This window comes from Gordonia sp. G4, assembly GCF_057770005.1.
On sequence record NZ_CM173442.1, the window covers coordinates 5,088,670 to 5,115,230 of the forward strand.

Below are 26,561 nucleotides of genomic sequence, written 5' to 3' on the forward strand. Positions count from 1 at the left end.
ACCGGGTCCGCCGAATACGACATCGCGGTCCCGGACCGGGCCGCAGCACCCCTACAGCGGCAGGTAGTTCTTCAGCTCGAACGGTGTCACGAGGCTGCGATAGTTGGTCCATTCCGTCCACTTGTTGCGGAGGAAGTAGTCGAAGACGTGCTCGCCGAGTGCTTCGGCGACCAGCTCCGAGTTCTCCATCTCCTTCAACGCGTCGGCCAGGCTTCCGGGCAGTTCCTTGTAGCCCATCGCGCGACGCTCGGCCGAGGTGAGGGCCCAGACGTCGTCCTCGGCCTCGTCGGGCAGCTCGTAGTCCTCGTTGATGCCCTTGAGTCCGGCGGCCAGCAGGACCGCGAAGGTCAGATACGGGTTGCAGGCGGAGTCGGGGCTGCGGACCTCGACGCGCCGCGAGGACGCCTTGTTCGGCGTGTAGAGCGGGAGACGGATCAGCGCGGACCGGTTCGCGCCACCCCAGGTCGCCGCGGTGGGCGCCTCACCGCCGTGGATGAGCCGCTTGTAGCTGTTGACCCACTGATTGGTGACGGCGCTGATCTCCGAGGCGTGGTGCAGGATGCCGGCGATGAACTTCTTGCCGGTGACGGAGAGCTGCATCGGGTCGTCGGGGTTGTGGAAGGCGTTGATGTCGCCCTCGAAGAGGCTCAGGTGGGTGTGCATCGCCGACCCGGGATGCTCGCTGAACGGCTTGGGCATGAAGGTCGCCCAGACGCCCTCGTTGATCGCGACCTCCTTGATGAGGTAGCGGAACGTCATGACGTTGTCGGCCATCGACAGGGCGTCGGCGTAGCGCAGGTCGATCTCCTGCTGGCCCGGAGCGCCCTCGTGGTGGGAGAACTCGACCGAGATGCCCATCGACTCGAGCGCCTCGATCGCGTGCCGCCGGAAGTTCGGCGCGGCGTCGTGGACGGCCTGGTCGAAGTAGCCGCCCGAGTCCGCCGGGGTCGGCACCGACCCGTCGAGAGGGGCCTCCTTCAGCAGGAAGAACTCGATCTCGGGATGGACGTAGCAACTGAAGCCGAGGTCGGCGGCCTTGTTCAGCTGCCGGCGCAGGACGTGACGCGAGTCGGCCCAGCTGGGGGTGCCGTCGGGCATCGCGATGTCGCAGAACATGCGTGCCGAGTGGTGCCGGCCGGCCGAGGTGGTCCACGGCAGCACCTGGAAGGTCGACGGATCGGGTTTGGCGACGGTGTCGGCCTCCGAGACCCGGGAGAAGCCCTCGATGGCCGAGCCGTCGAAGCCGATCCCCTCGGCGAACGCGCCTTCGAGTTCGGCGGGGGCGATCGCCACGGACTTCAGATAACCGAGGACGTCGGTGAACCACAGACGGACGAAACGGATGTCGCGCTCTTCGAGGGTCCGCAGCACGAATTCCTTTTGGCGATCCATGGTCGCCGACCTTAGAAGTACGCTGTTAAATCCGTGTTACACGCGCGAATCCAACTCGCTGTGCAGCGGCTTTGCCGACGCCATCCCACATGATGAGACGGCTGGCCGGTCACCTGGGATCCGGCACGGCACAGTCGTACCGCCGGCTCGGTGTCCAGAGTCGCATACGCCGAAAGTCGGGACGCTCGCACGTGTGACCAATCGCATAGAGACGACCGGTCACAACGGGCCGCGCCGGTGAAACAATGGCCTACGTCCGTGTTCAACCCGGGTACCCGCCGCGCCGATCTCCGGCCAGTCGGGACTCGAGGCAGAAAAGAGACAATGATGTCCGATTCCTCGGTCTATGGTGCGCCCGCCTCCGGCCAGTCCGCCAAGCGTCGCGTGACCCGCATCCACCACCTGGCCCAGATGAAGGCCGAAGGCGAGAAGTGGTCGATGCTCACCGCGTACGACTACTCCTCCGCCCGCATCTTCGATGCCGCCGAGATCCCCGTGCTCCTCGTCGGCGACTCCGCGGCCAACGTCGTCCTGGGCTACGACACCACGATCCCGATCACCGTCGACGAGATGATCCCGCTGATCCGCGGCGTCGTACGCGGCGCACCGCACGCACTCGTCGTCGCCGACATGCCGTTCGGCAGCTACGAGATGGGTCCGCAGCACGCCCTCGAAAACGCGTTCCGCATCTTCAAGGAGACCGGCGCACACGCGGTGAAGCTCGAGGGCGGCGAGCGTGTGGCACCCCAGATCGCCGCGTTGACCGCCGCCGGGATCCCGGTCATGGCGCACATCGGTTTCACCCCGCAGAGTGTCAACGGGCTCGGCGGATTCCGCGTCCAGGGCCGCGGGGACGGCGCCGATCAGCTCATTGCCGACGCCATCGCCGTCCAGGAGGCGGGTGCGTTCGCCGTGGTGATGGAGATGGTCCCGGCCGACCTCGCCGGACAGATCACCCGCAAGCTCACCATCCCCACTGTGGGGATCGGCGCGGGCAACGAGACCGACGCCCAGGTCCTGGTGTGGCAGGACATGGCCGGCCTCACCCACGGCAAGACCGCCCGATTCGTCAAGCGCTTCGCCGATGTCGGTGGCGAGTTGCGTTCGGCCGCCGAGCAATACGCCGACGAGGTACGCCGCGGGGTGTTCCCGGGTCCCGAGCACAGCTACTGATCGGGGCGCCTACGCTGGCGTCCATGCGGAACTTCTACCCGGAGATCGAGCCCTACGCCGCCGGTCACCTCGACGTCGGCGACGGCCAGCAGATCTACTGGGAGACGTCGGGCAACCCGGACGGGAAACCCGCCGTCTTCGTGCACGGCGGGCCCGGTGGCGGAACCGCCCCCGCGCAACGCAGGTTCTTCGACCCGGCGAAGTACCGGATCGTGCTGTTCGACCAGCGCGGCTGCGGACAGTCGCGGCCCCACATCGCCGACGGCGCCGACCTGACGGTCAACACGACGCCGCACCTGATCGCCGACATGGAACGGCTCCGCACCCATCTCGGGATCGAGCGCTGGCAGGTCTTCGGCGGATCGTGGGGCTCGACGCTCGGACTGGCCTACGCGCAGACACATCCCGAGCGGGTCACCGAACTCGTGCTGCGCGGCATCTTCCTCCTGCGGCGCAGCGAGATCGACTGGTACTACAACGGCGGGGCCGCACACATCTACCCCGACCTGTGGGAGAGCTACCTCGAACCCATACCGGTCGACGAGCGCGACGGCGACCTGGTCGAGGCGTACCACCGGCTGCTCACCTCCGGCGATGCCGCGACCGCTCGCGCCGCCGCCCGCGCCTGGACGGGCTGGGAGCAGGCGACGAGCTACCTCCTCCCCCGCCCCGACGAGGGTTCGGACGGTTCCTCGGGAGACGACGCCGAGACCGGGGACACCGGCCGCTTCGACCTCGCCTTCGCGTCGATCGAGAACCACTATTTCGTCAACCACGGATTCCTCCGCGACGGCCAGCTCCTCGACGACATCGACCGGATCGCCTCGATCCCCGGAGTGATCGTCCAGGGCCGGTACGACGTGGTGTGCCCGGCGCGCAGCGCGTGGGACCTGCACCGGGCGTGGCCGGCCGCCGATCTGCACATCGTCGCCGACGCCGGACACGCGTCCTATGAACCGGGTATCCGCCATCACCTCATCGAGGCGACCGACCGCTTCGCGCGGTAGCCGACGCCGACGGTCGGCCGAGGTCACTAGACTCGACGGACAGCCGTCGACGACTTCAGGAGGAACAGGTGGCCGCATCCGAACAGGTCGAGGTGGAGCTCAAGTTCGATGTGGACGCCGGCCACGCGGCCCCCGACCTGCGGGCGCTGCCGGGCGTCGTCTCGGCGACGACCCCCGAGACCTTCTCCCTCGACGCCACCTACTTCGACACCGAGAATCTCGATCTCGCCGGTAACAAGATCACCATGCGCCGGCGTACCGGCGGGACCGACGAGGGCTGGCACCTCAAGCGCCCCACCGACATTCCCGGGGCACGGCGCGAATTGCAGGTGGGTTTCGACGAGGCGCCCGCGGACGGCGAGGTTCCCGAGGCGCTGTCGGGCCCGGTCCTGGCCCACATCCGCGCGCGAACGCTGATCCCGGTCGCGGTGATCTCGACTACGCGCACCGTGACCCGGCTGCTGGGTGCCGACGACGAGCCGCTCGCCGAGCTCGCCGAGGATCTGGTGACCGCGCAGTCGCTCCTGCCGGGTGGCCACTGCCAGCAGTGGGCGGAGTGGGAGTTCGAACTGCTCTCCGGCGGCACGCCCAAGCTGCTCAAGGCGGCCGACAAGGCGCTGCGCGCCGGTGGCGGTCGTGAGGCGTCGAGCGCGTCGAAGCTCGCCCGGGCGATCGGCGCGACACCGACCGTGCACGAGCCGCGACTCTCCAAGCGGCCCACCGCACTCGAACTCGTCGTGACCGACATCGCGCTCCACCGCAATTCACTGGTCGCCTACGACCCGCTGGTGCGCGTCGACGCCCCCGACGCGGTGCACCAGATGCGCGTGGCGTGCCGACGCCTGCGCAGCGTGTTGTCGGGCTTCCCCACCGTCCTCGACGCCGAGCGCACCGCGCACGTCGGCGCCGAACTGAAGCTGCTCGCCCAGATCCTGGGTGACGCGCGCGATTCGGAGGTGCAGCTGGAGTTGAGCGAGTCGCTGCTGCGTGGCGAGAACGCCTCGCCCGAACTGCTCGCCGAGCTCGCCGGCACCGAGGTCACCGCGCACGACCGGGCACTTCGCGCGGCGCACGCCGCCATGTCGTCGAAGAGGTACTTCACCCTGCTCGACAGCATCGACGGCCTGATCGCCTCGCCCCCTCCGGGTCCCGACGCCGACCTACCGGCGACCACGGTCGTCGACAAGGCGATCGCCCGCAGCCGCAAGCACATTCATCGAGCGCAGGCCCGCCTCGCCGGGTTCACCGAGGGTTCCGACGAATGGGAAGAGCAGCTGCACACCATCCGCAAGCGGGCGAAGCGGCTGCGCTACAGCATCGACGCGACCGAACCGCTCGGCAAGAAGAAGTACCGCGAGGTCGGCTCGGCTGCCAAGAAGATCCAGTCCGCCCTGGGGGATTTCAACGACACCCGGATCAATCGGACGCGACTCGCGGAGATCGCAGCGGCCGGAAACCTCGGTGGCCCGGACATGTTCGTCCTCGGCCGGATCGACGCCCGGCTCGAGGCCGACGGACACCGTGCGATCGCCGCGTACCGTCGGGTCGCGAAGGAACTCTGACCCGCCGGCGCAGCCACGACAGGTCAGACCCGGCGGAACTCCACCGTCCGGCTGACCTCGTCGGCCTTGACGAGTTCCACGACGACGCGGTCGCCGGGCCGGAGATCACCCGCGCACCGCGCCACGACCGGTGGATCGGCCAGAAAGATCTGGGCCGGCCGTCGCTCGGTGGCGCCGGACATCACCACCGCCTCGAAGCGCTCACCCACCCGTTCCCGGAGGATGACGGCCTCGGCGAGGTCGATGCTCGCCCGATCCGCGGTGGCGCCGAGCGTGTCGGCGGACCGCAAGATCTTGGGAAGTGTCGGCAACGCACGCTGCACCCAGTCCGGTACCGGCGTACCAGCGGTGACCGCCAGGCACACCTCGGTGGCGAACCGGTCGCCCAGGCGACGCAGGGGCGCGGTGACATGTGCGTAGAGACCACCGATGGCCGAATGCCGCATGAGTGCGTCGTCGACGCGATCGGCTTCACCGGCCCCGGTGAGCGCGAGATAATCGGCGCCCCGCATCAGGCCCCCGGCGGCCGACTGCAGGGCCAGCGTGCTCGGCTCGTCACCCGGCAGACCCGCCAGGAACCGTCCCACCGACAGTCCGTCCGGCCAGTGCACGCCGAGCGCCCGGGTGGCGGCGCGCAGGTCCTCGACCGCGTCGTCCTCGGCCGGCGGCAGTGTGCGCAGCAGCCCCACACCGGCCTCGGCCATCAGCGTGCCCGCGCACATCCCGGCCAGCAGCGACACCTGCGCGTTCCACATGTCGGCGGGTGTGTGCGCCTCGAGATCGAGCCGCCACCCGTCGTCGGTGCGGGTGACCGTCTGATCGGGCAGGTCGAGTTCGACCGCGCCCCGCTCCAGCGCGACCTCGTGCCGGAGTTCGCCGAACGCGGGCAGAGCCGCGATCGACGGATGCAGCCGGCCTGCGGTCGCATCGGCCGAGACGCCGGCGTAGTCGAGGCGCGCGACGGACCGGATTCGGGATCGTCGCACCCGCACATCGGCCACCGATCCGTCTCCGTCCACCCGGATCGTCCACAGCACACACAGCCTGACCTGTTCGGGCAGAAGAGAACCCGCGCCCTCGGACAGTTCGCGAGGATGCAGCGGGACCGAGCCGTCCGGAAAGTACACGGTGGTGCCGCGTCGTCGGCTCTCCTGGTCGAGGGCGCCCTCCGGGGTGATCAGGGCTGCGACGTCGGCAATCGCGTAGTCGACGACGAACCCGCCCCCGTCTGCGGTGATGTGCACCGCCTGGTCGAGGTCTCGCGAGGTCGGCGGGTCGATCGTGACGAACGGCAATTCGGTGTGGTCCTCGCGGACATCGGCGTACCGGTCGGCGCCCGCGGCGCCGGATTCGATCAGTTCCGCGGTGGCCCGTGCTTCGGCGAGGGCATCCTCGCCGTACTCCTCGTCGACGCCCAGTTCGGTGCGTATACCGGCGAAGTCGATGTCGGGGGCCGAGAGAATGCGCTTCACTCCCCCAACCCTAGAGAGCACGACGACCCGGGTGGGGCGCGACGCGCGCCGATGGGCACGGCGTCGACCGGACGAGAGAGGCGAACGAGTCGGCACGTAAGCCGGATCCTGTACCCGCACGGTCGTGAGACCGATGCGGGTGGCGACCATCCATCTGGGCACACCGTCGCCGGGTACCTCGAGCGGCCCACCCGCGGGCTGGGGCGAGCAGCCCTCGTGACGCCCGCGCACACGCACCGCGAGGTGCGTGCTTCGGCCTTGCTCCGGGTGGGGTTTACCTAGCCGGCACGGTCACCCGTGCCGCTGGTGCGCTCTTACCGCACCGTTTCACCCTTACCTGCCTTGCGGCCGGCGGTCTGTTCTCTGTGGCACTGTCCCGCGGGTCACCCCGGGTTGCCGTTGACAACCACCCTGCTCTGCGGAGTCCGGACTTTCCTCGATGCGCGGCGTGGCGGGAAACCGCCCGTTCCGCGCACCGCGGCCGCCCGGCCGACTCGTTCGCGCACTCAGGATACGCCCGGGACTATGAGTCGACGGCACCGGTGTTCTGACACCGGACTGCGACGGTCAGACGCGCCAGTGTGCGGCGTCGTTGACGAGCCGGACCACGGACCCGCCGTCGTCGAAGTACTCGGCGATCGACACCGAAGCGAGGTCGAGGTGCAGCCGGAACAACAGTTCGGGTCCGACGCCGAGCGCATCCTGCAACATCGTCTTGATGGGGGTGACGTGCGAGACCAGGACCACCGTCTGCCCCGGATACCTGTCCAGCAGTTCGGCTTTCGTCTGCGCGATGCGCTCGGCGACCTGGGCGAAGCTCTCCCCACCCGGTGCCGGCACGGTGACGTCGGACAGCCAGGAGCGGTGCAGCTCCGGGTCACGCGCGGACGCCTCCGTGAACGTCAGGCCTTCCCAGTCGCCGAAGTCGTTCTCGATCAGCCCGGCGTGTTCGACGACCTCGATCCCGGTCAGCGCGCCGACCTCCTCGGCGGTGGCGCGCGCACGCCGCAACGGCGAGGTCACGATCGCGGCGATCCCGTCCTCGCGCACGACGCGCTCCGCGGCCGCGCGGGCCTGGCGTCGGCCCTCGTCGGTGAGTTCGGGATTGCCGCGACCGGAGTAGCGTCGTCCGACCGACAGCGCGGTCTGTCCGTGCCGGAGCAGGATGAACCGCGTCGGCTCCCCGCGCCGTCCCTGCCACGACGGCGCCTTCGCCGCCGAATCGCTTTCGGGCACAGACCCTTCGGCCGTTGCCGTCATGGATCTAGATTCCGGACTCGACAGTGCGCACCAGGATCGCGCCGCACTCTTCGCATCGGATGACCTCGTCGGACTGCGCCGCACCGATGGCCGCGATGGTCCCGCGGTCGAGTTCCATCCGGCACGCCCCGCACCGGCGGGCCCGCAACAGGCCGGCACCGATGCGGCCTCCGGCACGCTGCTTCTCGTACACCGCGAGCAGCGGCGGATCGATCTCGGCCTCGAGGGACTCCCGGCGCTCCCGGGCACGCGACAGGTCCTCGTCGATGGACTCCAGCGACCGGTCTCGCCGGACCTGCGCCTCGGCGACCTTCTCCTCGAGGTGGCCGATGGTCGCCGCCGCGCGGGTGCGTTCGGACTCGACGGCCTCCTGCTGCTCCATCAGCGACAGCATCTCGTCCTCCAGCACGGCCCGCCGACGACCCAGCCCGGCGAGCTCGTGTTGCAACTCCGACAAGGCTTTCGGCGCCAGGCCACCGCCGGTCAACAGAGCCGAGTCCTTGGCTTCGCGGTTGGCCATGCCGGTCACCTCGGAGTCGATCCGACGGTACTCGCGGCCCAGGTCCTCCGCGGCGATCTCCGCGCGCACCAGGTCGTCACGCGCGGCGTCGATCGCGGAATTGTGCTCGGCGATCTCGGCGTCCTCCGGCAGGGTCTTGCGGCGATGGACGAGACGGTTGATCTCGGCATCGGAGTCCGCGAGATCGAGCAGCAGTCGCTGCACGGCGGCGTCGACTTTCATTGCGGTCTCCTCTTCGGCGAAAGTCCCCCTACCGTACGCGGGAGGTGCGGGAGAGTCGGCGGCGGCTCGGTGTCGGTGACTCAGCCCGCACTGTGCAGCGCGAACGGATCGGTCGGGGCCTCGAAGACACTCACCGGCGTGCCCAATTCGGCCTCCAGAAGCGCCCCGACCTGAGCGCACCACGGGAACTCGGTCGCCCAGTGCCCGGCGTCGACCACTGCCGGCCCGCCGTCGCGGAGGCTCTCGTCGACCGGGTGATGACGCAGGTCGGCGGTCAGATAGACGTCGACGCCGAGACCGCGGACACGTCCGAGCAAGGAATCCCCGGCCCCGCCGCACACCGCAACGGTCCGCACCAGCGCATCCGGGTCACCCGCGGCGCGGACGCCGGTCGGACTGCGCAGCACCCGGGCGGCCCGGTCGACGAAGTCGCGCAGGGTCATCGGTTCCTCGAGCGACCCGACCCGCCCCAGCCCGACGTCGCTGCCGAGGTCGGCCAGCTCGAACACGTCGAAGGCCGGTTCCTCGTAGGGGTGCGCGTTACGCAGGGCGCGCAGGACACCGGCGCGCAGCCCTCGTGCCGCGACCATCTCGACCCGCGCCTCGTCGACATGCGTGCGCATCCCGATCTCGCCGATGGTCGGCGACGCGTCCTCACCGGCCTCGAACTGTCCGGTACCGACGACCGTCCAGGAGCAGTCCCGGTAGTCGCCGATCGCCCCCGCGCCCGCGGCGAACATCGCCTCACTCACCTGCTCGACGTTTCCCTCCGGCACCATGACGACCCATTTGTCCATCGCTGCAACCGGTTTCGGCTCGATGGGGACGGTGCCGCGCAGTCCGAGACGGTCGGCGAGCGCGTCGGAGACGCCGGGCCGCGCACTGTCGGCGTTGGTGTGTGCGCACAGCAGCGCGATCCCGTTGCGGATCAGCCGATGAACGATCCGTCCCTTGGGGGTGTCGGCGGACACCGACGTGACGCCGCGCAGCAGCAGCGGGTGGTGGGCGACGACGATCCCAGTGCCGGCCTCGACCGCGGCGTCGACCACCGCATCGGTCACGTCCACGCACACCAGCACACCGCGCGCGGAGTCGGCCGGGTCGCCGCACACCAGACCGACCGCGTCCCACGATTCGGCGAGGGCGGGTGGATAGGCACGCTCGACCACGTCGACGACGTCGCCGACCGTCACGGACGGGTCAGCGCGGGGTTCCGACTTCACGGTCGATCTCCTCTCGTACCAGCTCGATCGCGCGCGTGAGCGCCCGAACCTGCGGAAGCCGACGGACGGCGAGACGAAGGTGCGAATCACCGAGACCGACGAAGTTGGCGCAGCTGCGGACCGCGAAACCGTGGCGGATCAGACGTTGTTTCACCTCGGTGGCGTCGCGCATCTCGACCAGGACGAACGGCGCCGCGGGCTCGGCCGCCACGCGGAGCCCGACGCGCGTGAGTTCGTCCACCATGTCGGCGCGCTCCTCGGCGACCGTCCGCGCGGTCTCGGCGCAGTATCGCTGTCCCTGCTCCTCGACGCACGCGGTCAGCGCGGCGAGCGCCGGGGTCGACACCGCCCACGGTCGGCGCCCGGCGCGCAGCCGGTCGAGCAGGCCGACCGGTCCGAGCAGGTAGCCCGCACGCAAACCGGCCAGTCCGAATGTTTTTGTCACGCTTCGGATCACGAGCAGATCGGGCCAGTCCGCGGAGGCGAGGGATTGCGGTTCGGGCGTTGCGTCGGCGCTCAGCGTGAGGTCGGCGAAGGCCTCGTCGACGACGATGATCCGGCCCGGGCGGCGCAACGCGGCAACGGCCTCGACCGGATGCAGCACCGAGGTCGGATTCGTGGGGTTGCCCAGGATCACCAGGTCGGCGTCGTCCGGCACGGTCGCGGCGGTCCCGATCCCGTCCGGTGCGGGCAGGTGCCAGGGTTCGGTCAGCACCACCTGCGAGATCGGGATGCCGGCGGCTCGCAGCACGATCTCCGGTTCGGTGAACGACGGCTGGATCAGCGCCGCATGCCGAGACCCCAGCCGCGGCAGCATCTCGAATCCGTCGGCGGCTCCGGAGAGCAGCAGCACCTCCTCGGGGCGGCGGTCGTGTGCCGCGGCGATCGCGTCGACGGCACGTCGCTCCTGCGCTCCGGTCGGATACCGCGCGAGGTCGTCGAGTCCCGACCGGATGGCGTCGAGCACGAATGCGGGCGGCGTACAACGGACATTCACCGCGAAGTCGACGAGTCCCGGGGCGGCGTCCTGGTCACCGTGGCGTTCCGGGTCGGTGAGATCGGCGCGCGGAGGGTGCGTCTGGGCGGGCCCCGCACCGGCGTGACCGGCGCGTGTCCGTCCGTCGGACGCGGACGGACGCGAGGGCCCGGTCTCGACATCGAGCGCGTCGTACCCAGCTGTCATGTGTTCAGACCTTACGTGCACGATGGAGACGTGACGACGACGCCGGACCCACGCCACCCCGAGACCGTCCTACTCGTCGACCTCGACGGCACGGTGACCGACAGTTTCGCAGGAATCGAGAACAGCTTTCGGCACGCGCTCGCCACGGTCGGAGCACCCGAGCCCGACCCGCGCCTCGTGGCCGGGATCGCCGGCCCGCCGATGATCGACACGCTCAATGCGCTGGGGCTCTCGTCCGAGGTGGCCGACAAGGCGATGCGCGCGTACCGAGAGAGATACACCGAGGTCGGCTGGCTGGAGAACTCGGTGTTCGACGGGATGGGCGAATTGCTCGCCGATCTGGCCGCCGCGGGCCGCACGTTGGCGATCGCCACGTCGAAGAACCAGACCACCGCGCGCCGGATCCTCGAGCACTTCGGTCTCGCCGACCACTTCCGCTACATCGCCGGTGCCAGCGACGACGGCACCCGCCGCGAGAAATCGGACGTGATCGCCTCTGCGCTGGAAGAACTCCGGATACCCACCGACCCACAGACCGGGCACGTCACCGGTCCGGTCGTGATGATCGGCGATCGCAGCCATGATGTGCTGGGCGCAGCGGCATTCGGCATCCCAGCGATTCTCGTGCGTTGGGGTTACGCTCTGGGCGGGGAGGAACAGGGCGCGACCTGGGCAGTCGGGTCCGTGGCCGAACTGCGCGACGTCCTGGGTGCGTGATCCGCACCCCGAATCCCGGCTGGCGGCGAATCGACTTGTGAGGTAGCAGTGGCTGACGAACTTCACATCTGCTTCGTGTGCACGGGCAACATCTGCCGGTCACCGATGGCGCAGAACATCTTCCGGACCGCACTCGATGACGCTGGGCTCGGCGGCAAGGTGCGTGTGTCCAGCGGCGGGACGAGCAGCTATCACGTCGGCGAACCAGCCGACAACCGCGCGCGGACCGAGCTGGTCGCGCACGGCTACTCCGACGCCCATGTCGCCGCCCTGCTCGGACCCGAGCATTTCGACGCCGACCTCCTGCTCGCCATGGACGAGGGCCACGTGCGCGAACTCGAACGCAAGCGGCTCGGCGACCGCACACGGCTGCTGCGCTCGTTCGACCCCTCTGCTCCCGCCGACGACCTCGATCTCGCCGACCCCTACTACGGCACCACCGAGGACTTCGTGGTGACGCGCGAACAGATCGAGAGTTCGATGCCGGGTCTCATCGACTGGGTACGCGGCGAACTCGGGGTGTCCTGAGCTCGATCCGCAAGTCACGCGCTAAGCCTGACGCGCGAACGGTGCGCCCGCCCTGCTCCCTGAGCTGAGGTGCGAGGAGCAGGGCGTTGTGGTGTTTGGACCGAGACGACAGCCTCAGGGCGCCGGGGCCACCAGGTTGTGCACGAAGCGGATCTTCGTCAGCACCTTCTCGGGCAACACGAATGGATAGAGGTCCGGGTGACCCATCGACCGGTTGATCTGGTTGAGCGCCCACGTCAGCGGTAGCCACTCGTCGAGGAGGCGATCGAAGCCGACGTCGCCGGGCGGCACCCCCTCGAAAGTCGCTCCGGCGGGCGCCATCGCGAACGCCGCCGCGGTGTCGAGGGTGTCGCGGATGTGCAGGTAGTGCGCGAACGTCTCGGCGAAGTCCTCGGCTGGGTGCATCGTCGCGTAGGACGACACGTAGTCCTGTTGCCAGCCCTCGGGGGCGCCCTCGCTGTAGTGGCGGTCGAGAGCCGCTTGATAGTCGTCGTCGGGGTTGCCGAACAGCTCCTCGAAGCCCGGACGACGGTCGTCGGTGATGAGGACCAACTGGTAATAGTGACCGATCTCATGCCGGAAGTGCCCTAGGACGGTGCGATACGGCTCGGCGAGTTCGACGCGCATCTGTTCCCGGTGCACGTCGTCGCCCTCGGCGAGGTCGAGCGTGATGACCCCGTTCGCGTGGCCGGTGATCACCGACTGCTGCGCGCTGGAGAGGAGGTCGAAAGCCAGTCCGGACTGCGGGTTCTCATCCCGCGTCTCGATGGGCAGCCCCAACTCGTCGAGCTCCAGGATGAGACGACGCTTGGCGGTCTCGGTCTGGCCGAAGATGGGTAGCGCCTCGGTGTCGTCGTCACCGGGCCGGGTGCGGGTGAGTCGGCAGGACTCGCACATGGTCGGCTTGCCGGTCCATTTCACCATCCAGTTGCATTGCGCGACTTTGGTGTTGGCGCAGCGCTCGAGCAGCACGCCGTCCACCTCCGCGCGCGCCTTGTCGTCGAGGACGTGGATCGACCTGGTCTTCAGCCAGAAGCCGAGAGGGCTCCGGCAATTCAGGCACAGGCTGTTCTCGAAGGAGAGACGTTGACCGCAGTTCAAGCAGAGGAAGTCTCGCATTTCGACCAGGCTACCCCGCTCGGTAGCCTGGCGGTGTGCACGTACTGCGAACGATCCTTCGGCCCGGGTGGATTGCCCTCGGTGTCGTGGTCGCTGCGTTCGCGGTGGCCTGCTTCACCCTCCTCGCGCCCTGGCAGCTCGGCAAGAACTCCGACACCGAGCGCCGCAACGACCTGATCCGCACCGCCACGTCGATCGAGACGGCCCCACTGGCCGAGGTGGCGCCGTCGTCGGCCTTCGTGCCGTCCTCCGAGTGGCGGTCGGTCGCGGTGACCGGTCGTTATCTCACCGACCGGCAGGCCCTCGTCCGGCTCCGCAACATCGACCAGCGTCCCGCGGTGGAAGTACTCACCCCGTTCGCGGTCAGCGGGTCCGATCGGGTGATCCTCGTCAACCGCGGGTACGTCCGACCCGTCGAGGGTGCGGTCCCCGACATCCCCGCGCCGCCGGCCGGCGAACAGACCGTCGACGGCCGGATCCGCGCAGCCGAGAGTGTGAGCACGGATCGCGGCGCCCGCGTCGAGAACGGCGCACTGACCGTCGCGACCATCAACCCCGGCCTGGTCGCCGACGCGACCTCGACGCCGATGGACGACTTCTACCTCCAGCTCTCCCCCGACCAGCCGGGGTCACTCGGTGAGATCTCGCTCCCGCAGCTCGACACCGGCCCGTACCTGTCCTACGGCCTGCAGTGGCTCGCCTTCGGCGTGATGGCGCCCCTCGGCGTCGGATACTTCCTGTTCTCCGAGATCCGCGCCCGACGCCGTGCTGCCGCCGAGGCCTCGGCGTCCGCCAGCACGGCAGACGCCACCGCGCCCGGTACCAACTCCGACCCTCGTCCGCCCCGGCGGCCGCTCCCGGTCCGGCCGCCGAATCGCGCGCTCAGCGCCGCCAGCACCGTCGCGACGAGCTCCGGGCAGCCGCCGGAACCACGATGACCCAGCAGGTCGGCGAGATCGGCCACGGGCCGCGGACCGCCGACGAGTCCCGCGACGTTCGCGACAAACTCACCCGGCGGTACGGCGGCTGAGCCGGCGCAACGCGGCCGTCACCCCCGGTCGCGCCAGGGCGACGGCCGCACAGGTCAGCACGGTGGCCCGCTGCACCCGTCGCGACAGGGCGACCGCGGCGCGGAGATCCGCCGGCCCCGGCGCCGATCCGGAACCCAGGGTCGGACGCACTTCGACGCCGTGCGGGTACACCGTCCGTCCGCCGAGCTGCACCCCGAGCGCACCCGCGAACCCGGATTCGACGACGCCGGCGTTCGGACTCGGGTGGGCACCGCTGTCGCGACGCCAGGCCGCGATCGTCCGGCGCGGAGCACCGCCGAGAATCACCAGCAACGAACCCGCCAATCGCGCCGGCAGCAGGTTCGCGAGGTCGTCCAGGCGCGCGGCCGCCCAACCGAAGTTCCGATAACGCCGGTTCCGGTAGCCGACCATCGCATCGAGCGTGTTCACCGCCCGGTACCCGAGCACGCCGGGAACACCGGCAAGCGCCCCCCACACCAGCGGCCCGACCGTCGCGTCCGAGGTGTTCTCCGCGATCGACTCCAGAGCCGCACGGCACAGACCCGCCTCGTCGAGCGACTCCGGGTCCCGGCCGCACAGGCTCGGGATGAGCGCACGCGCGGCGTCGATGTCACCGGCCTCCAACGCCTCCGCGACCGCGTCGCCCACCCGGCACAGCGAGGTGCCACCCAGGGCAACCCACGTCGCCGCGGCGGTCACCGCGACACCGGCGACGCCCGTCGCGCGCCGATCCGGCACCGCCGCCAGGACCACCGTCGACCCCACCATCACCCCGACCAGACCCGCACCCGCTCTCCGCGAATCCCGGTAGAGGCAGCGCTCGACCGCGCTGGTCAGCCGACCGAACCCGGCCACCGGATGTCCACGGGACGGATCCCCGAACAGACCGTCGAGCACGAAACCGACCAGCATCCCCGCCGCGGTCACCGCACCGCGCCGGCGATCTGGACGCGGGCGATGAACACGCGGTGGTCTGGGCACCGCGCGATGGTATCGACCCGGGCCGGTACACATTCAGCCCGCTCGCTCCGCTCCCGGCGCCGGCATCATTCAGCCCGCTCGCTCCGCTCCCGGCGCCGGCGTCATTCGGCCCGCTCGCTCCGCTCCGGGCGCCGGCTGGGACACTTGGCCCCCGTGGCCCGGACACACGCACAGCCAACACCCGGTCGGTACGACATCGACACGGGCGTCGCCGAGCTGAGCCCCGACACCATCGCGGGCGGCTGGCTGCTGACGATCAACGGAGCCCACAGCTCACACATCCACCCCGACGACCCCACCGCGCTCGACTTCGAGTATCTGCGACAGATGGCCGCCGTCATCGAGGAACGCCACCCCGCCACCGAACGCCTCCGGGTCCTGCACCTCGGCGGTGCGGCGTGCGCACTGGCACGCCACCTCGACAATCGCTATCCCGACGCCCGCCAGGTGGCCGTCGAGATCGACGCCGAACTCGCACGCCTCGTACGCGAATGGTTCGACCTACCCCGAGCGCCGAAGCTGCGTATCCGCGTCGGCGACGCGCGCGAGGTCGTCGAGGCACTCCAACCCGGCACGCGCGACGTCGTGGTGCGGGACGCCTTCGCCGGCGATCGCACCCCGCGACATCTGACGACCACCGAGTTCACCGAACGCGTCCGCGACGTCCTCACCCCCGGTGGTCTGTACCTCGCCAACTGCGGCGACAGCCGGGACCTCGCCGGTGCCCGCGCCGAGGCCGCGACCGTCGGAGCGGTGTTCGATCATCTCGCGCTCATCGCCGACGCCGCGATGTTCAAGGGTCGACGCACGGGCAACATCGTGATCGCGGGCAGCGATGTCCCGCTCGACCCGTCGGCAACGCTGATCCGCACCCTGCTCAGCGATCCGCTGCCGGCCCAGATCCTCTCCGGAGGTCGAGCGCGGGAGTTCGCCCGCGGCGAGGCCCTCGTCGACGAGGCGTGACGCTCGGCGGCCGTGAGGTACCGCCGGAGCGGCCGTCCCTCGGAGATCCCGAGCGCCGAGGCGCGCTGCACGTCGATCTCGGTGAATGGATAGGGTTTACTCGATCCCGACGCCGAGGAACCGAGGATGACGTGAGCGATCCATCGTCGCGGGCGGGGACGACGCTGGGCCCGTACCGCATCGACAGACTCCTGGGTCGCGGCGGCATGGGCGAGGTGTACGAGGCCTTCGACACCGTCCGCGAACGCCGGGTCGCATTGAAACTCCTTCCCCCACATCTGGTGCACGACAAGGATTTCCGCGAACGATTCGAGCGCGAGTCGAAGACCGCGGCGAAACTCTCCGACCCGCACGTCATCCCGATCCACGACTGGGGCGAGAAGGACGGCGTCCTGTTCATCGACATGCGACTCGTCGACGGACAAGACCTGCGCGCACTGCTCGCCTCCGGTCCACTGCCTGCCACCCGCGCGATCTCGATCCTCGGTCAGGTCGCTTCCGCGCTGGACGCCGCACACCGCGGCGGCCTCGTCCATCGAGACATCAAGCCCGACAACATCCTCGTCGACTCCGACGACTTCGCCTACCTCGTCGACTTCGGGATCGCGCAGGGAACCACCGACAGCCGGCTCACCCAGATCGGGACGGCGCTCGGGACACTCGCGTACATGGCGCCGGAGCGTTTCGGTGACGATCCCGCCGGGCCGAGCTCGGACAACTACGCACTCGCCTGCGTGCTCTACGAGTGTGTGACAGGTCAGCCGCCGTACCCGGCGAAGACCGACCAGGGTCTGATGGCCGCGCACATCACCAAGGAACCGCCGACGATGGGTGGTCCGCTCGACCCGGTGATCGCACGCGGACTCGCCAAGGACCCCGCCCAGCGCTACCCCACGGCGCGCGAACTGATCCGGGCCGCGTCGACCGCGCTCACCGAGCCGCCCGCCCCGTCAGCGCCACCGACGGTGACACCCCGCATCGTGACACCCCCGCCGATGGCCCCACCAACGATGTCACCGCCGACGTACGCACCGGGCGGGTCCGGCTCGGGCGCACCCGCGACGCCCGGCGGGCCGGTCCCCTCGGATCGGACGATCATCTCGCCCGGCACGCCCCCACCGGGCCCGGCCGGCGCCGCGCGAGGCTTCCTCTCGCCGCCCGGGAGTCCCAGCCCGCAGAGATCCTCCGGCCCACCGAGACCATCGGGCCCACATCGACACTCGGGCCCCCAGCAGTTCTCCGGGCCCCAGCCGTTTCCCGGTCCCCAACAGTTCTCCGGTCCCCAGCGATCCTCTGCCGGCCCGTACTTCTCGGGCCCGAATCCCTATGGCGGTGCGCCGACGCCCCCGCCGCGGAAGTCGAACACCGGACGGAATGTCGCCATCGCGGTGGGAGTCGGGCTGGTGGTGATCGTGCTGGCGGTCACCGGGATCGTGGTCGTCCTGGCCGGTTCCGGCGGCGACGACGACACGGCCGCCCCGGACACGTCGACCAGCGCGATGCCGGCGGGCACCGTGACGTGCGACTACCGCCAGCGCACGGCCGTGGGCGGAATCACCGAGCCCGCACCGGCCGCGACCCAGCCGAACACCGGAACGGTCGAGGCGCAGATCCCCATCGCGGGCCAGGGCACGATCGATCTGACTCTCGACCGCGCGGAGGCGCCCTGCAACGTCGGGGCGGTGGTCTCGTTGATCAAGTCCGGCTTCTACGACAACAGCAAATGTCACCGCGCTTCGCGGCAGTACCTCATCTGCGGTTCCTCCGGCGGCCGGGAGGGAACCAATCCGGGTTGGACCAGCCCGGACGAGCTGCCCGAGAACCTGCCGTCGGCCGGCACCGACGACGACGGGGTACCGCAGGTCACCTATCCGCGCGGCTCCGTCGGCATCCTCGACCTACCCGACGACGAAGGCGCAACCGGATCGACCACGTTCTTCCTGCTGGCCGACGACACCCGGCTCCCCCTGACCTACTCGATCGCCGGCACCATCGACCCGTCCGGGCTGGCCGTCCTCGACAAGGTCCTGGCGGGCGGCTTCACCCCGACCCGCCCCGGTGCCGCGTCGGGGCCGCCGAACCAGAACCTGCTGATCCAGAAGGCCACCGTCAGCGAATAACGCGCGAGCACACCGTGATCCGGTTGCGCTTTGTCCCGGATACCGGGACAAAGCGCAACCGGAACTTCGAGACCAGCCGGCTGTTACCGCGGCGTGACGATCTCGACGGACCGCCGATCAGATCACGTAGTTCATCCGACTCAGGATCGCTTGTCCCAGAGCCTGATCGCCGTGCAGTTCCACCGCGGACGGGTCCGCGTCGCGTCGACCACCGGCGAACCGCGCCAGGTTGGTCGCGTCCAACCGGATACGCACATCGGCCGCGTCGTCGCCGCCGTCGAACTCGTCGACGATGCCCGCCCGGTCCCCGACGGTGATCCGTACCGTTCGCGGGGACAGCCCGGTGATGTCGAAGAGCACGGTGCTGCCCTTCGGCGCATCGGCCCGCTTGCCGACGACGAACGGGAGCGACGCGGCGAGCTCGTCCAGTGCGAACGACGCCGGCGCCGGATCGACGACCGCGGAACGGTCGGTGCCGTCACGCAGGTCGATCTCGTGCACCCAGCAGTCGAAGATGCGGATCCGCATGAAGCGAGCGTAGGTCTCGGGTCCCGCGGGCGTCATCGCCTCGGCGTCGAAGTCCGCCTGCGACATCGCTTTCAGCGCCGCGGTGCGCACACCGACGATCTCGTCGAGGGCGGCGACCACCTCGGCACGCGGCTTCGGACGGTAGTGGTCGACCCACTTCTCGTTGAATTCGCCGATCGGATTGCGGACGTGATCGAGGGCGCTGACCGTGCGGGTGGCCTCGACATCACGACCCTCGAGCATGCTCTCGGTGCCGACGATGTGGGCGACGATGTCGGCGTTGGTCCAACCGGGCAGGACCGACGACGCCGACCACGCGTCGTCACCGAGCGCGCGGGCGAGCTCACCGAGCGCACCCCACTGGGCGATCAGCGCCCCGGTCACCTCGCCGATCGGAAGGATCGTCGTCCCCATCGTCCACTCCTCGGGTCCGTGCCGGCGACAACGTCGCCGACGGCTCACTCGGGACAACCGTATCGGGGACCGCTCCGCGGATCCCGGAACCCGCCGAACGGGCGACATCGCGCGGTGTCGGCGTCGGTGAACGACCACGGCCCCCTACGCTTGTCCGCGTGTCAGCATCCCTACGCGCCGGCGACCGGCTCGGTCCCTACCTCATCGAGGGCTTGATCGGCCGGGGCGGAATGGGTGAGGTGTACCGCGCCACCGACACCCGCAAGGATCGGGTCGTCGCCCTGAAACTGCTCGGCCCCCAGGTCGCCGACGATCCCGCCTTCCGCGACCGGTTCCATCGCGAATCACGCGTTGCAGCCCGCCTCAACGATCCACACGTCATCCCGATCCACGACTGGGGCGAGATCGACGGGCGGTTGTTCATCGACATGCGCCTGGTCGACGGTCGCGACCTGCGCACGCTGCTTCTCCAAGACGGTCCTCTCCCGGCCGAACGCGCGCTTCGGATCGTCGGCCAGATCGGTGACGCCCTCGACGCGGCACATCGTGCCGGGCTTGTCCACCGCGACGTCAAACCCGACAACATCCTCGTCGACGATCGCGACTTCGCGTACCTCGTGGATTTCGGCCTCGCGCAGGCGGACACGGATACCCGGTTCACGAGCACCGGCACCGCAGTCGGTTCGTTCGGGTACATGGCGCCGGAACGCTTCGGCGACGGCGTCGTGGGAGCGCCCGCGGACATCTACGCGCTGACGTGCGTGCTCTTCGAATGCCTCTCCGGCACACACCCGTTCGCCTCGGCGACCACCATCGAGCGGCTGATCGCCGCTCATCTCACCGCCCCGCCGCCGCGGCTCGGCGCGGCCGTCGACCAGGTCATCGCCCGCGGAATGGCGAAAGATCCCGCGCAACGGCAGCATTCGTCTGCCGAATTGGTCGCCGACGCAGGCGCGGCCCTGCGCTCGGAGCCTCTCGGCGGCGCCCCGACGATCATTCCGGGCGGACCCCCGCCCGCCGTGCCCGTCGCTCCGACCGTGTCCACACCCGGTGGACCGCCCGGTCTGGGCACGCCGTGGGATGCCACCAGAGCCGCGGGATGGACCGCACCGCCCCGACGGCGATCACCTCTGATCCCGATCATCGTGGCCACGGTCGTCGTACTGCTGATCTGCGCCGGGATCGTCGCGTGGGCGATCGCCACGACCCAACAGGACCAGCCGGCCGGCACCGCCGGTGATGCCGCGCCGTTGCCGACCACCGCCGACGCCACGCTCCCGTCGACGTCGGCCTCGACTGCAACCGGCCCGAGTCCCGGACCGACATCGGAACCGGGTCCGTCGTCGCAACCCGGCCCCGGGCCATCGGCGGGCGTCCCGCGCACGATCGTCCCCGGCGATCTCGGTCTCACCGTGCCGATGACCCGGCCGGCGTGCGACGGAACGGGAATCGTCGTGGTCGCCAACGCGATCGCACCCGGGAACTACCCCGGCGAGGTGCAGTCCTACCTGAACCGATACCCGGGAGCGAGTTACCTCCGCACCGACCAGTCGTGTCCGTCGCTGAAGCAGGTGAGCGACGTGGGCACCCCGATCTACGCGGTCTACTACGTCGCCGGCCCGGCGCTCGACGACATCTGCACGCTGCGCAACCGGATCGGCGGCGCCGCGTATGGCAAATGGCTCGACTACACCACCGACCCGGCATCGCTGATCACCTGCTGACCTTCGGCCGGCCCGGCGTGACGCCGCGCCGAACAAGGACCGAAACTGTCCGCATCATCGGGCACGATGTGATGCATGTTGGAAACCTCCGCGCGGTTGCTGGCGTTGCTGTCACTGCTGCAGACACGACGGGAGTGGTCGGGCCGAGAACTCGCCGAGCGGCTCGACATCACCACCCGCACCGTGCGCCGCGACGTCGACAAGCTACGCGAACTGGGTTATCCGGTGGACGCCAACGTCGGCTCGCGCGGCGGTTACCGACTGGGCGCCGGCGCGGAGATGCCCCCACTGCTGCTCGACGACCAGGAGGTCCTCGCGGTCGCCCTGGGGCTCGACGCGGTGACAACCGGCGCGGTGGCCGACATGGCCGAGGCGTCGGCGGGGGCGCTCGCGAAGCTCCGGCAGGTCATGCCGTCGCGGCTGCGCCACCGGCTCGACGCCCTGCGGATCGAGGCCGTGCCCCGCACCGCACCGGCGAGCGCGGTGTCCGCCGACCGCCTCACCGAGATCGCGACCGCGTGCCACCGCAACGAGCGCCTGCGGTTCGACTATCGGCGCAACGACGGCGAGGAGAGTCGGCGCGAGATCGAACCCTATCGGCTCGTCCGCAACGGAAATCGTTGGTATCTGGTCGGTTTCGACGTCCAGCGCGCGGCGTGGCGATCGTTCCGCGTCGACCGGATGGAACCGAAGGTGCCGACCGGGCCGCGTTTCACCCCGCGCGAACCACCCGAGGGCGGCGCCGCGGCGTTCGTGCTCCGCGGTCTCGGTTCGGTGTACCGGCGGGCCACCGCGCGGGTGCGCATCCACGCCCCGCTCGACGAGGTCTCGGCGATGGTCCACGAGTCGTGGGGGGCTCTCGAGTCCGGCGACGAACACAGCTGCGAGGTCACCCTCTACAGCACGTCGCTGACATCGATCGCGCGCTGGATGTACGCCTTCGGAGCGGACTTCACCGTCATCGAACCGGTCGAGCTCCGTGCCGAGTTGGTGGCGGCTGCGGAGTACCACGACCAGGTCGCCGAGCGGTATCGTCGGGCGGTCGACGCGCAGCCGTGACCACGGTCACACCTCGTGATCTCGCCGTGACACCGGCACCGTGTCTGTCACATGCGAGTCCGTAGGCCGACCCATTCCGTCGAATGTCTCTACCGTCGGTGTCATGCGACTTCTCATCACTGGCGCCACGGGGTACGTCGGTTCCCGATTGGTGTGCGCACTGCTCAAACAGGGACACGACGTGGTCGTCACCTCGCGGGACACCCGCAAGCTCGCGACGTTCGGCTGGTCGTCCCAGGTCAGCATGGTGACCATGGACGCCGACGACCCGGCTTCGGTCAGAAAGGCGATGTCGGACGCGGGGCAGATCGACGCGATCTACTACCTCGTCCACGCCATCGGCCAGGGCGATTTCGCCAACGGCGACCGTGACGCGGCACGCAACGTGGCCGAGGCGGCCCGCGACTCCGGAGTCGGCCGCATCATCTACCTCGGTGGTTTTGTGCCGTCGGACGACAAGCTGTCGACCCATCTGCAGAGCCGGGCCGACGTCGCCGAGGGGCTCGTCGTCGACGGCGGGCCCGAACTCGTGTGGTTGCGTGCCGCCGTGATCATCGGCGCCGGCTCGACGTCGTTCGAGATCATCCGGTACATGGCCGACCGGCTGCCGGTGATTCCCGAGCCCGGCTGGATCACCAACGAGATGGACCCCATCTCCATCCGCGATGCCGTCCATTACCTGACCGCGGCGTGCGACTCGTCCGTTCTGCCCGCCGGGGACTACGACATCTCGGGGCCCGACAGCGCGCGCTACATCTCGATCCTGCACGAGTACGTGTCGGCGATCCGGATGCCGAGGCTGCGGCTGCCGGTCTTCGGGATCTCGACCCGCCTTGCCGGACGGGTGGGTGGCATGCTCGTGCCGGTCCCCTCGTCGCTCACCGAAGAGCTCGTCACCTCGCTCGACCACCCGATGACGGCGTCTGAGCACCGTATCCGCGATCTCGTCCCGCCACCGGCGGGCGGTCTGACGCCGATGCGCGAAGCCATTCACGCCTCGGTACGGTCGCCGTATCCGCGATCGGTGTGCGACCTCGACGACCTGCATCACCTCGCGGACACGGACCCGGCCTGGGCCGGCGGCGATTGGCTGCGGGTCAAGCGCAGCGTCGTCGAGACGATCGGCACGTCCCTCGGAGTGGCGGCCAAGGTCGTCGGGGTCCTCCGCCCGCCGCGCCCCGATGTAGCGTCGTGACCGGTAACCGTTGATCGACCGATTCCCTGACCGATCGAACTAGGTGGTGATGTGCTGGTGACCTCACTGGCGCGCGACCTGTACGAGTCCGTCGCCGCGGACCGAGACCCCGATCCCGGCGCCCACTACGTCCGACGACGCTGGCTGGTCGGCGTCTTCCTCGTCATCGGCGCCGTCGTGCTGGGCGTGTCGCTGCGTGTCGAACCGGGCGACGCGGCGTTCTACCCGTTGACACTCGCGCTCGCGGCGGTCTGGATCGTCGGCGCGTTCCTGTCCGGTCCGCTCCGGCTCGGCGCCTTCAGCCCCACGCCCTCACGCCCGCCCGGACGCATCGGCGCGATCGGGCTGGGTGTCGTCGTGGGCGTGGCGGTGGGCGGGGCGTTCCTGGTCGGCGGTCTCGTCGCCAGGATGATCCCCGGCGTCAGCGACCTGGCCAATCAGGTGCTCGCCTTCGCCGACTACGGCAGCCTCGCGGTGGTCACCGCGATCACGATGATCAACGGCCTGGCCGAGGAACTGTTCTTCCGCGGCTCGGTCTATTCGGCGGCGCGCCCGCACAACCCGATCCTCGTGTCGACGGTGATCTACGTGCTGGTCACCATGGCCAGCGGCAATGTGATGCTCGGCTTCGCCGGCGCGGTGCTAGGCACCGTGTGCGCGATCCTCCGACGCAGCACCGCAGGCATCCTCGCACCCGCGATCACCCACGTGATCTGGGGCGCCGTCATGGTCATCGCCCTTCCGCCGGTCTTCGCCTGACCGCCCGCTCCCTGAGGTGCGAGCGCATGAGCAACCCTTTGCTCCCTGAGGTGCGAGGAGCGCAAGCGACGAGCCTCGAAGGGCCGGCGACCCACATCACCGGCCGCGGTCAGACCCGGTTTGGGCGATCGGCGCCGAACCGACTAAATTCGGGTGCGCAGCGCCACGAACGTCGGCACGGCACGCGCGTATAGCTCAGCGGTAGAGCTCTGGTCTTACACACCAGCGGTCAGGGGTTCGAATCCCTTTGCGCGCACCATATAATCGCAGTTCAAAGGCCCAACGCCTCGCAAGCGCTGAGACCGATAGGTCTGCAGTCCGCAACCAGTCCGCAGTACGAAACACGTGAACCTCTCGTCGGGCGTTACTTGGCGCTCCTGTTTCGTACTATTCGCCCCATGGATAGTTCCGTGCCGTTGTGGGCTTTCGTCGGGCTCGGGTTGGCTGCGCCGCTGGTTGCGTTGTTTAGCGTCCTACTCACGACCGGAGCGGAGAGCAGGCGTTCGCATCGGGATTGGCTGAGACACACGAAGTTCGAAGCCTACGATGCCCTTTTCGGAACCTTTCACGCCCTGACACAGACCTACAGCCGCTACCTCGACTTGCCGACCGTCACACCCGAGAAGGTCACGGAGCTGAATGACACAGCACAGAGATTCAAGGACCAGTACGAACGAACGATGCTGGTGGCGTCGATGAGGGTCTCTCTCTCGATGGAACGGGAGCTGTTTCCAACCTGGCTAGACGTCTACATCGCAGTCGAGGATGCGGTCGTCGGCGAACCGCCAGCAAACCCGCGCCGCGACGCGTTCGGTGACCTCGGTGAGACCCGGAGAGCGGTGCGATACGACCTAGGGGTGCGTCGTGATCCTGACCTGTTTGGGAAATGGCGGGACCGAGACTACGTCGTTCGCGGTTAATTGTTGCCACTGATCGCACGGTCTAGAAGCGAGAGCGCGCGGTCAGTCTCCGACGCGAACAAGTGTCCGTAAACGTCGGCCGTGAGCTTCAGCGAATGGTGCCCCATCCAGTCCTGAACTTGCTTCGGCGGGACGCCCGACGTGAGCGTGATCGACGCGAACGAGTGGCGCAGCGAGTGCAGAGTCGCGTCGCCGTCGACGCCCGCGAGGTCCCGCGCCGGAGCGAACACGCGCTTGCTGAAGTTCCCGCGGCGCAACGGCCCACCGGCAGTAGTCGTGAACACGTACTCCCCCGCATCACGGTCAGTGATCTGGACCCGCAACGGATCGACCAACGCCGCTGGTATGGGAACCTCGCGCGTCTTGCGATTCTTCGGCACGCCGACGACCACGCGCCCCGAGACCTCAGAGACGGCGGTGTCGATGATGAGACGTCGCTTGTCGAGCTCAACCCTCGAAACCCGCAGACCGGCAAGCTCGCCGAAGCGCAAGCCACACAGACCGAGCACCCGCAGCGCGAGACCATTCGCTGAGACCGGGGCTTCGACGGCCGACCAGTCGGCGGACGCTTTGCTCGCCTTGCCCGCGGCGATCCGGGCCGACCGCGTCGCGGCGAGGTAGTCGGCTGCGCGTCCGAGCCGTTCGATCTCGGCGGGGTCGAGGAACACCTTGTCAGTTCGCGTCATTGCGGGGAGCGGGACGTCGCTAGCAGGATTCGACCGCAGCCGCTTCGACCGCACTGCGAGCCCGAGGATTTGATGCAGCACCGCGTGGCAGTGCCGGACCGACGACGCCGAGAGCTTGCGGTCAGACGTCTCGGCGGTGCCGTCGGTGAGTCCGCCGACCCACATAACGATCTCATCGTGGTCGACCTGTGCCAGCGGGACATGCCCCCACTGTGGTTTGACGTGCTTGGTCCACACGTTCTCATAGCTCGCCTCGGTCGCGGCCGTCTTCGCCTTGTTGCCCGCGCGCCAGGTCTCTGCAACCTCGCCGACCGTGACGGCCGACTTCGACGGGTCCACCCATTCGCCGCGCACCACCGCGGCCGACTGTTCGCGCAACCATGCTTCGGCCTGTTTCTTCGCCTTGTCCCTAAAGCTTTTCGTGTGCTCGCGGCCGTCGGTGCCGACGTATCGCGCCAGATAGCGCATTCCCTGCCCGTCGCGGGCCGACGGAGACCCGTCCCGACGTCGCCAACGGTCCTCGACGCGGGCACCCGTGACGCGCTTGGTCGGGACAGATTCGGGGGTGATCGACATGAAGCGATCGTAACCGCGGACCCACTTTAGGAGGTCGGGCGCAAACTGTGCCGTACATCACATTTGAGAACTGTTTTCCCAGTTCACGCGAGGTTGTCACGGTTGATCGACAACCGTTCCATCTGCCTCCTGCCAGCACCGATGCAAGTTGTCACGGTTGACATCAATTGCACTGACAGACAGGCACTTTCGACAAACGTGTTTCGGCGTGTCTAACTGATCTCAGA

General features: G+C 69.2%; 22 protein-coding genes, 1 tRNA gene, 1 other RNA gene and 1 pseudogene. 14 read left to right on the forward strand and 11 right to left on the reverse strand.

From position 1 onward, the window contains the following. Nucleotides 1–51: 51 nt before the first annotated feature. A complete protein-coding gene (gene glnA, locus AC3B5T_RS22945; RefSeq protein ID WP_010841147.1) occupies nucleotides 52–1,392 on the reverse strand; it encodes a type I glutamate--ammonia ligase in 1,341 nt (446 codons plus the stop codon). A gap of 327 nt (nucleotides 1,393–1,719) precedes the next feature. Here glnA and panB point away from each other — a divergent pair, with 327 nt between their 5' ends. The 3 genes from panB to AC3B5T_RS22960 all read left to right on the forward strand — a co-directional run bounded on the left by panB (nucleotide 1,720) and on the right by AC3B5T_RS22960 (nucleotide 5,134). Beyond that, nucleotides 1,720–2,565, forward strand: a complete 846-nt coding sequence (panB, locus tag AC3B5T_RS22950; protein WP_055476622.1) for a 3-methyl-2-oxobutanoate hydroxymethyltransferase — start codon at nucleotides 1,720–1,722, stop codon at nucleotides 2,563–2,565. 23 nt (nucleotides 2,566–2,588) lie between these two features. Next, nucleotides 2,589–3,572, forward strand: a complete 984-nt coding sequence (gene pip, locus AC3B5T_RS22955) for a prolyl aminopeptidase (protein WP_055476602.1) — start codon at nucleotides 2,589–2,591, stop codon at nucleotides 3,570–3,572. A gap of 68 nt (nucleotides 3,573–3,640) precedes the next feature. After that, nucleotides 3,641–5,134 (forward strand): CYTH and CHAD domain-containing protein, encoded by a 1,494-nt coding sequence (locus tag AC3B5T_RS22960; RefSeq protein WP_010841150.1) that lies wholly within the window; start codon nucleotides 3,641–3,643, stop codon nucleotides 5,132–5,134. 23 nt (nucleotides 5,135–5,157) lie between these two features. Here AC3B5T_RS22960 and AC3B5T_RS22965 read toward each other — a convergent pair whose 3' ends face one another. The 6 genes from AC3B5T_RS22965 to cobC form a co-directional block, all read right to left on the reverse strand. Then, complete coding sequence (locus AC3B5T_RS22965) at nucleotides 5,158–6,606, reverse strand: RNB domain-containing ribonuclease (protein ID WP_488357969.1); 1,449 nt, start codon at nucleotides 6,604–6,606, stop codon at nucleotides 5,158–5,160. Nucleotides 6,607–6,687: 81 nt separating this feature from the next. Then, nucleotides 6,688–7,103, reverse strand: an RNA gene (gene rnpB, locus AC3B5T_RS22970) — RNase P RNA component class A. Nucleotides 7,104–7,173: 70 nt separating this feature from the next. After that, on the reverse strand, nucleotides 7,174–7,866 hold the full coding sequence (locus tag AC3B5T_RS22975; RefSeq protein ID WP_488357971.1) for a histidine phosphatase family protein: 693 nt from the start codon (nucleotides 7,864–7,866) through the stop codon (nucleotides 7,174–7,176). 4 nt (nucleotides 7,867–7,870) lie between these two features. Continuing rightward, the gene (locus AC3B5T_RS22980; protein ID WP_010841153.1) at nucleotides 7,871–8,608 is read right to left on the reverse strand and encodes a zinc ribbon domain-containing protein; all 738 of its coding nucleotides are present in this window, start codon (nucleotides 8,606–8,608) and stop codon (nucleotides 7,871–7,873) included. A gap of 80 nt (nucleotides 8,609–8,688) precedes the next feature. Beyond that, nucleotides 8,689–9,831 (reverse strand): Nif3-like dinuclear metal center hexameric protein, encoded by a 1,143-nt coding sequence (locus AC3B5T_RS22985; protein ID WP_488357973.1) that lies wholly within the window; start codon nucleotides 9,829–9,831, stop codon nucleotides 8,689–8,691. Next, entirely contained in the window at nucleotides 9,809–11,014 is a 1,206-nt protein-coding gene (cobC, locus tag AC3B5T_RS22990; RefSeq protein ID WP_488357975.1) for an Rv2231c family histidinol phosphate aminotransferase CobC, read from the reverse strand. The genes AC3B5T_RS22985 and cobC overlap by 23 nt, the downstream gene beginning before the upstream one ends. Nucleotides 11,015–11,044: 30 nt before the next feature. On the opposite strand from cobC, the gene AC3B5T_RS22995 reads away from it, so the two are divergent. After that, a complete protein-coding gene (locus tag AC3B5T_RS22995; RefSeq protein WP_014927357.1) occupies nucleotides 11,045–11,731 on the forward strand; it encodes an HAD hydrolase-like protein in 687 nt (228 codons plus the stop codon). Between the two features lie 48 nt (nucleotides 11,732–11,779). Beyond that, nucleotides 11,780–12,259: a low molecular weight protein-tyrosine-phosphatase gene (locus tag AC3B5T_RS23000; RefSeq protein ID WP_010841157.1), complete on the forward strand. Its 480-nt coding sequence runs from the start codon at nucleotides 11,780–11,782 to the stop codon at nucleotides 12,257–12,259. Nucleotides 12,260–12,373: 114 nt separating this feature from the next. On the opposite strand, the gene AC3B5T_RS23005 is transcribed toward AC3B5T_RS23000, so the two are convergent. Further along, nucleotides 12,374–13,378 (reverse strand): zinc-binding metallopeptidase family protein, encoded by a 1,005-nt coding sequence (locus tag AC3B5T_RS23005; protein WP_488357977.1) that lies wholly within the window; start codon nucleotides 13,376–13,378, stop codon nucleotides 12,374–12,376. Between the two features lie 35 nt (nucleotides 13,379–13,413). Between AC3B5T_RS23005 and AC3B5T_RS23010 the strand changes: the two are divergent. Beyond that, nucleotides 13,414–14,408 (forward strand): annotated as a pseudogene (locus AC3B5T_RS23010) (SURF1 family cytochrome oxidase biogenesis protein). Here AC3B5T_RS23010 and AC3B5T_RS23015 read toward each other — a convergent pair. Next, nucleotides 14,386–15,423 (reverse strand): cobalamin biosynthesis protein, encoded by a 1,038-nt coding sequence (locus AC3B5T_RS23015; protein WP_488357979.1) that lies wholly within the window; start codon nucleotides 15,421–15,423, stop codon nucleotides 14,386–14,388. The pseudogene AC3B5T_RS23010 and the gene AC3B5T_RS23015 overlap by 23 nt on opposite strands. A 120-nt stretch (nucleotides 15,424–15,543) precedes the next feature. On the opposite strand from AC3B5T_RS23015, the gene AC3B5T_RS23020 reads away from it, so the two are divergent. Further along, entirely contained in the window at nucleotides 15,544–16,353 is an 810-nt protein-coding gene (locus tag AC3B5T_RS23020) for a spermidine synthase (protein WP_488357982.1), read from the forward strand. Between the two features lie 131 nt (nucleotides 16,354–16,484). Continuing rightward, nucleotides 16,485–18,473, forward strand: coding sequence for a protein kinase domain-containing protein (locus AC3B5T_RS23025; protein WP_488357984.1), 1,989 nt, complete (start codon nucleotides 16,485–16,487; stop codon nucleotides 18,471–18,473). Nucleotides 18,474–18,590: 117 nt separating this feature from the next. Here AC3B5T_RS23025 and AC3B5T_RS23030 read toward each other — a convergent pair whose 3' ends face one another. Continuing rightward, on the reverse strand, nucleotides 18,591–19,415 hold the full coding sequence (locus AC3B5T_RS23030) for a maleylpyruvate isomerase family mycothiol-dependent enzyme (protein WP_488357986.1): 825 nt from the start codon (nucleotides 19,413–19,415) through the stop codon (nucleotides 18,591–18,593). Nucleotides 19,416–19,573: 158 nt separating this feature from the next. On the opposite strand from AC3B5T_RS23030, the gene AC3B5T_RS23035 reads away from it, so the two are divergent. From AC3B5T_RS23035 to AC3B5T_RS23060, 6 genes are all read left to right on the forward strand, one after another. Next, nucleotides 19,574–21,139: a serine/threonine-protein kinase gene (locus tag AC3B5T_RS23035; RefSeq protein WP_488357989.1), complete on the forward strand. Its 1,566-nt coding sequence runs from the start codon at nucleotides 19,574–19,576 to the stop codon at nucleotides 21,137–21,139. A gap of 75 nt (nucleotides 21,140–21,214) precedes the next feature. Continuing rightward, nucleotides 21,215–22,198: a helix-turn-helix transcriptional regulator gene (locus AC3B5T_RS23040; RefSeq protein ID WP_488357991.1), complete on the forward strand. Its 984-nt coding sequence runs from the start codon at nucleotides 21,215–21,217 to the stop codon at nucleotides 22,196–22,198. Between the two features lie 103 nt (nucleotides 22,199–22,301). Beyond that, nucleotides 22,302–23,393 carry an NAD(P)H-binding protein gene (locus AC3B5T_RS23045; protein WP_055476613.1) on the forward strand — a complete coding sequence of 364 codons (1,092 nt, stop codon included), beginning with the start codon at nucleotides 22,302–22,304 and terminating at the stop codon, nucleotides 23,391–23,393. 51 nt (nucleotides 23,394–23,444) lie between these two features. Continuing rightward, nucleotides 23,445–24,152 (forward strand): type II CAAX endopeptidase family protein, encoded by a 708-nt coding sequence (locus AC3B5T_RS23050; RefSeq protein ID WP_055476614.1) that lies wholly within the window; start codon nucleotides 23,445–23,447, stop codon nucleotides 24,150–24,152. A 184-nt stretch (nucleotides 24,153–24,336) separates the two neighbouring features. Beyond that, a tRNA-Val gene (locus tag AC3B5T_RS23055) sits at nucleotides 24,337–24,411 on the forward strand. A gap of 139 nt (nucleotides 24,412–24,550) precedes the next feature. Beyond that, nucleotides 24,551–25,072, forward strand: a complete 522-nt coding sequence (locus tag AC3B5T_RS23060; RefSeq protein ID WP_055476615.1) for a hypothetical protein — start codon at nucleotides 24,551–24,553, stop codon at nucleotides 25,070–25,072. On the opposite strand, the gene AC3B5T_RS23065 is transcribed toward AC3B5T_RS23060, so the two are convergent. Further along, nucleotides 25,069–26,334 (reverse strand): tyrosine-type recombinase/integrase, encoded by a 1,266-nt coding sequence (locus AC3B5T_RS23065; protein ID WP_055476616.1) that lies wholly within the window; start codon nucleotides 26,332–26,334, stop codon nucleotides 25,069–25,071. The two genes, AC3B5T_RS23060 and AC3B5T_RS23065, sit on opposite strands and share 4 nt — an antisense overlap. Nucleotides 26,335–26,561: the final 227 nt, after the last annotated feature.

Coding starts and splice junctions, on each gene's coding strand:
- glnA (WP_010841147.1), bottom strand. CDS start 1,392: ATGGATCGCCAAAAGGAATTCGTGCTGCGGACCCTCGAAGAGCGCGAC.
- panB (WP_055476622.1), top strand. CDS start 1,720: ATGTCCGATTCCTCGGTCTATGGTGCGCCCGCCTCCGGCCAGTCCGCC.
- pip (WP_055476602.1), top strand. CDS start 2,589: ATGCGGAACTTCTACCCGGAGATCGAGCCCTACGCCGCCGGTCACCTC.
- AC3B5T_RS22975 (WP_488357971.1), bottom strand. CDS start 7,866: ATGACGGCAACGGCCGAAGGGTCTGTGCCCGAAAGCGATTCGGCGGCG.
- AC3B5T_RS22980 (WP_010841153.1), bottom strand. CDS start 8,608: ATGAAAGTCGACGCCGCCGTGCAGCGACTGCTGCTCGATCTCGCGGAC.
- cobC (WP_488357975.1), bottom strand. CDS start 11,014: ATGACAGCTGGGTACGACGCGCTCGATGTCGAGACCGGGCCCTCGCGT.
- AC3B5T_RS23005 (WP_488357977.1), bottom strand. CDS start 13,378: ATGCGAGACTTCCTCTGCTTGAACTGCGGTCAACGTCTCTCCTTCGAG.
- AC3B5T_RS23015 (WP_488357979.1), bottom strand. CDS start 15,423: ATGTGTACCGGCCCGGGTCGATACCATCGCGCGGTGCCCAGACCACCG.
- AC3B5T_RS23030 (WP_488357986.1), bottom strand. CDS start 19,415: ATGGGGACGACGATCCTTCCGATCGGCGAGGTGACCGGGGCGCTGATC.
- AC3B5T_RS23040 (WP_488357991.1), top strand. CDS start 21,215: ATGTTGGAAACCTCCGCGCGGTTGCTGGCGTTGCTGTCACTGCTGCAG.
- AC3B5T_RS23045 (WP_055476613.1), top strand. CDS start 22,302: ATGCGACTTCTCATCACTGGCGCCACGGGGTACGTCGGTTCCCGATTG.
- AC3B5T_RS23060 (WP_055476615.1), top strand. CDS start 24,551: ATGGATAGTTCCGTGCCGTTGTGGGCTTTCGTCGGGCTCGGGTTGGCT.
- AC3B5T_RS23065 (WP_055476616.1), bottom strand. CDS start 26,334: ATGTCGATCACCCCCGAATCTGTCCCGACCAAGCGCGTCACGGGTGCC.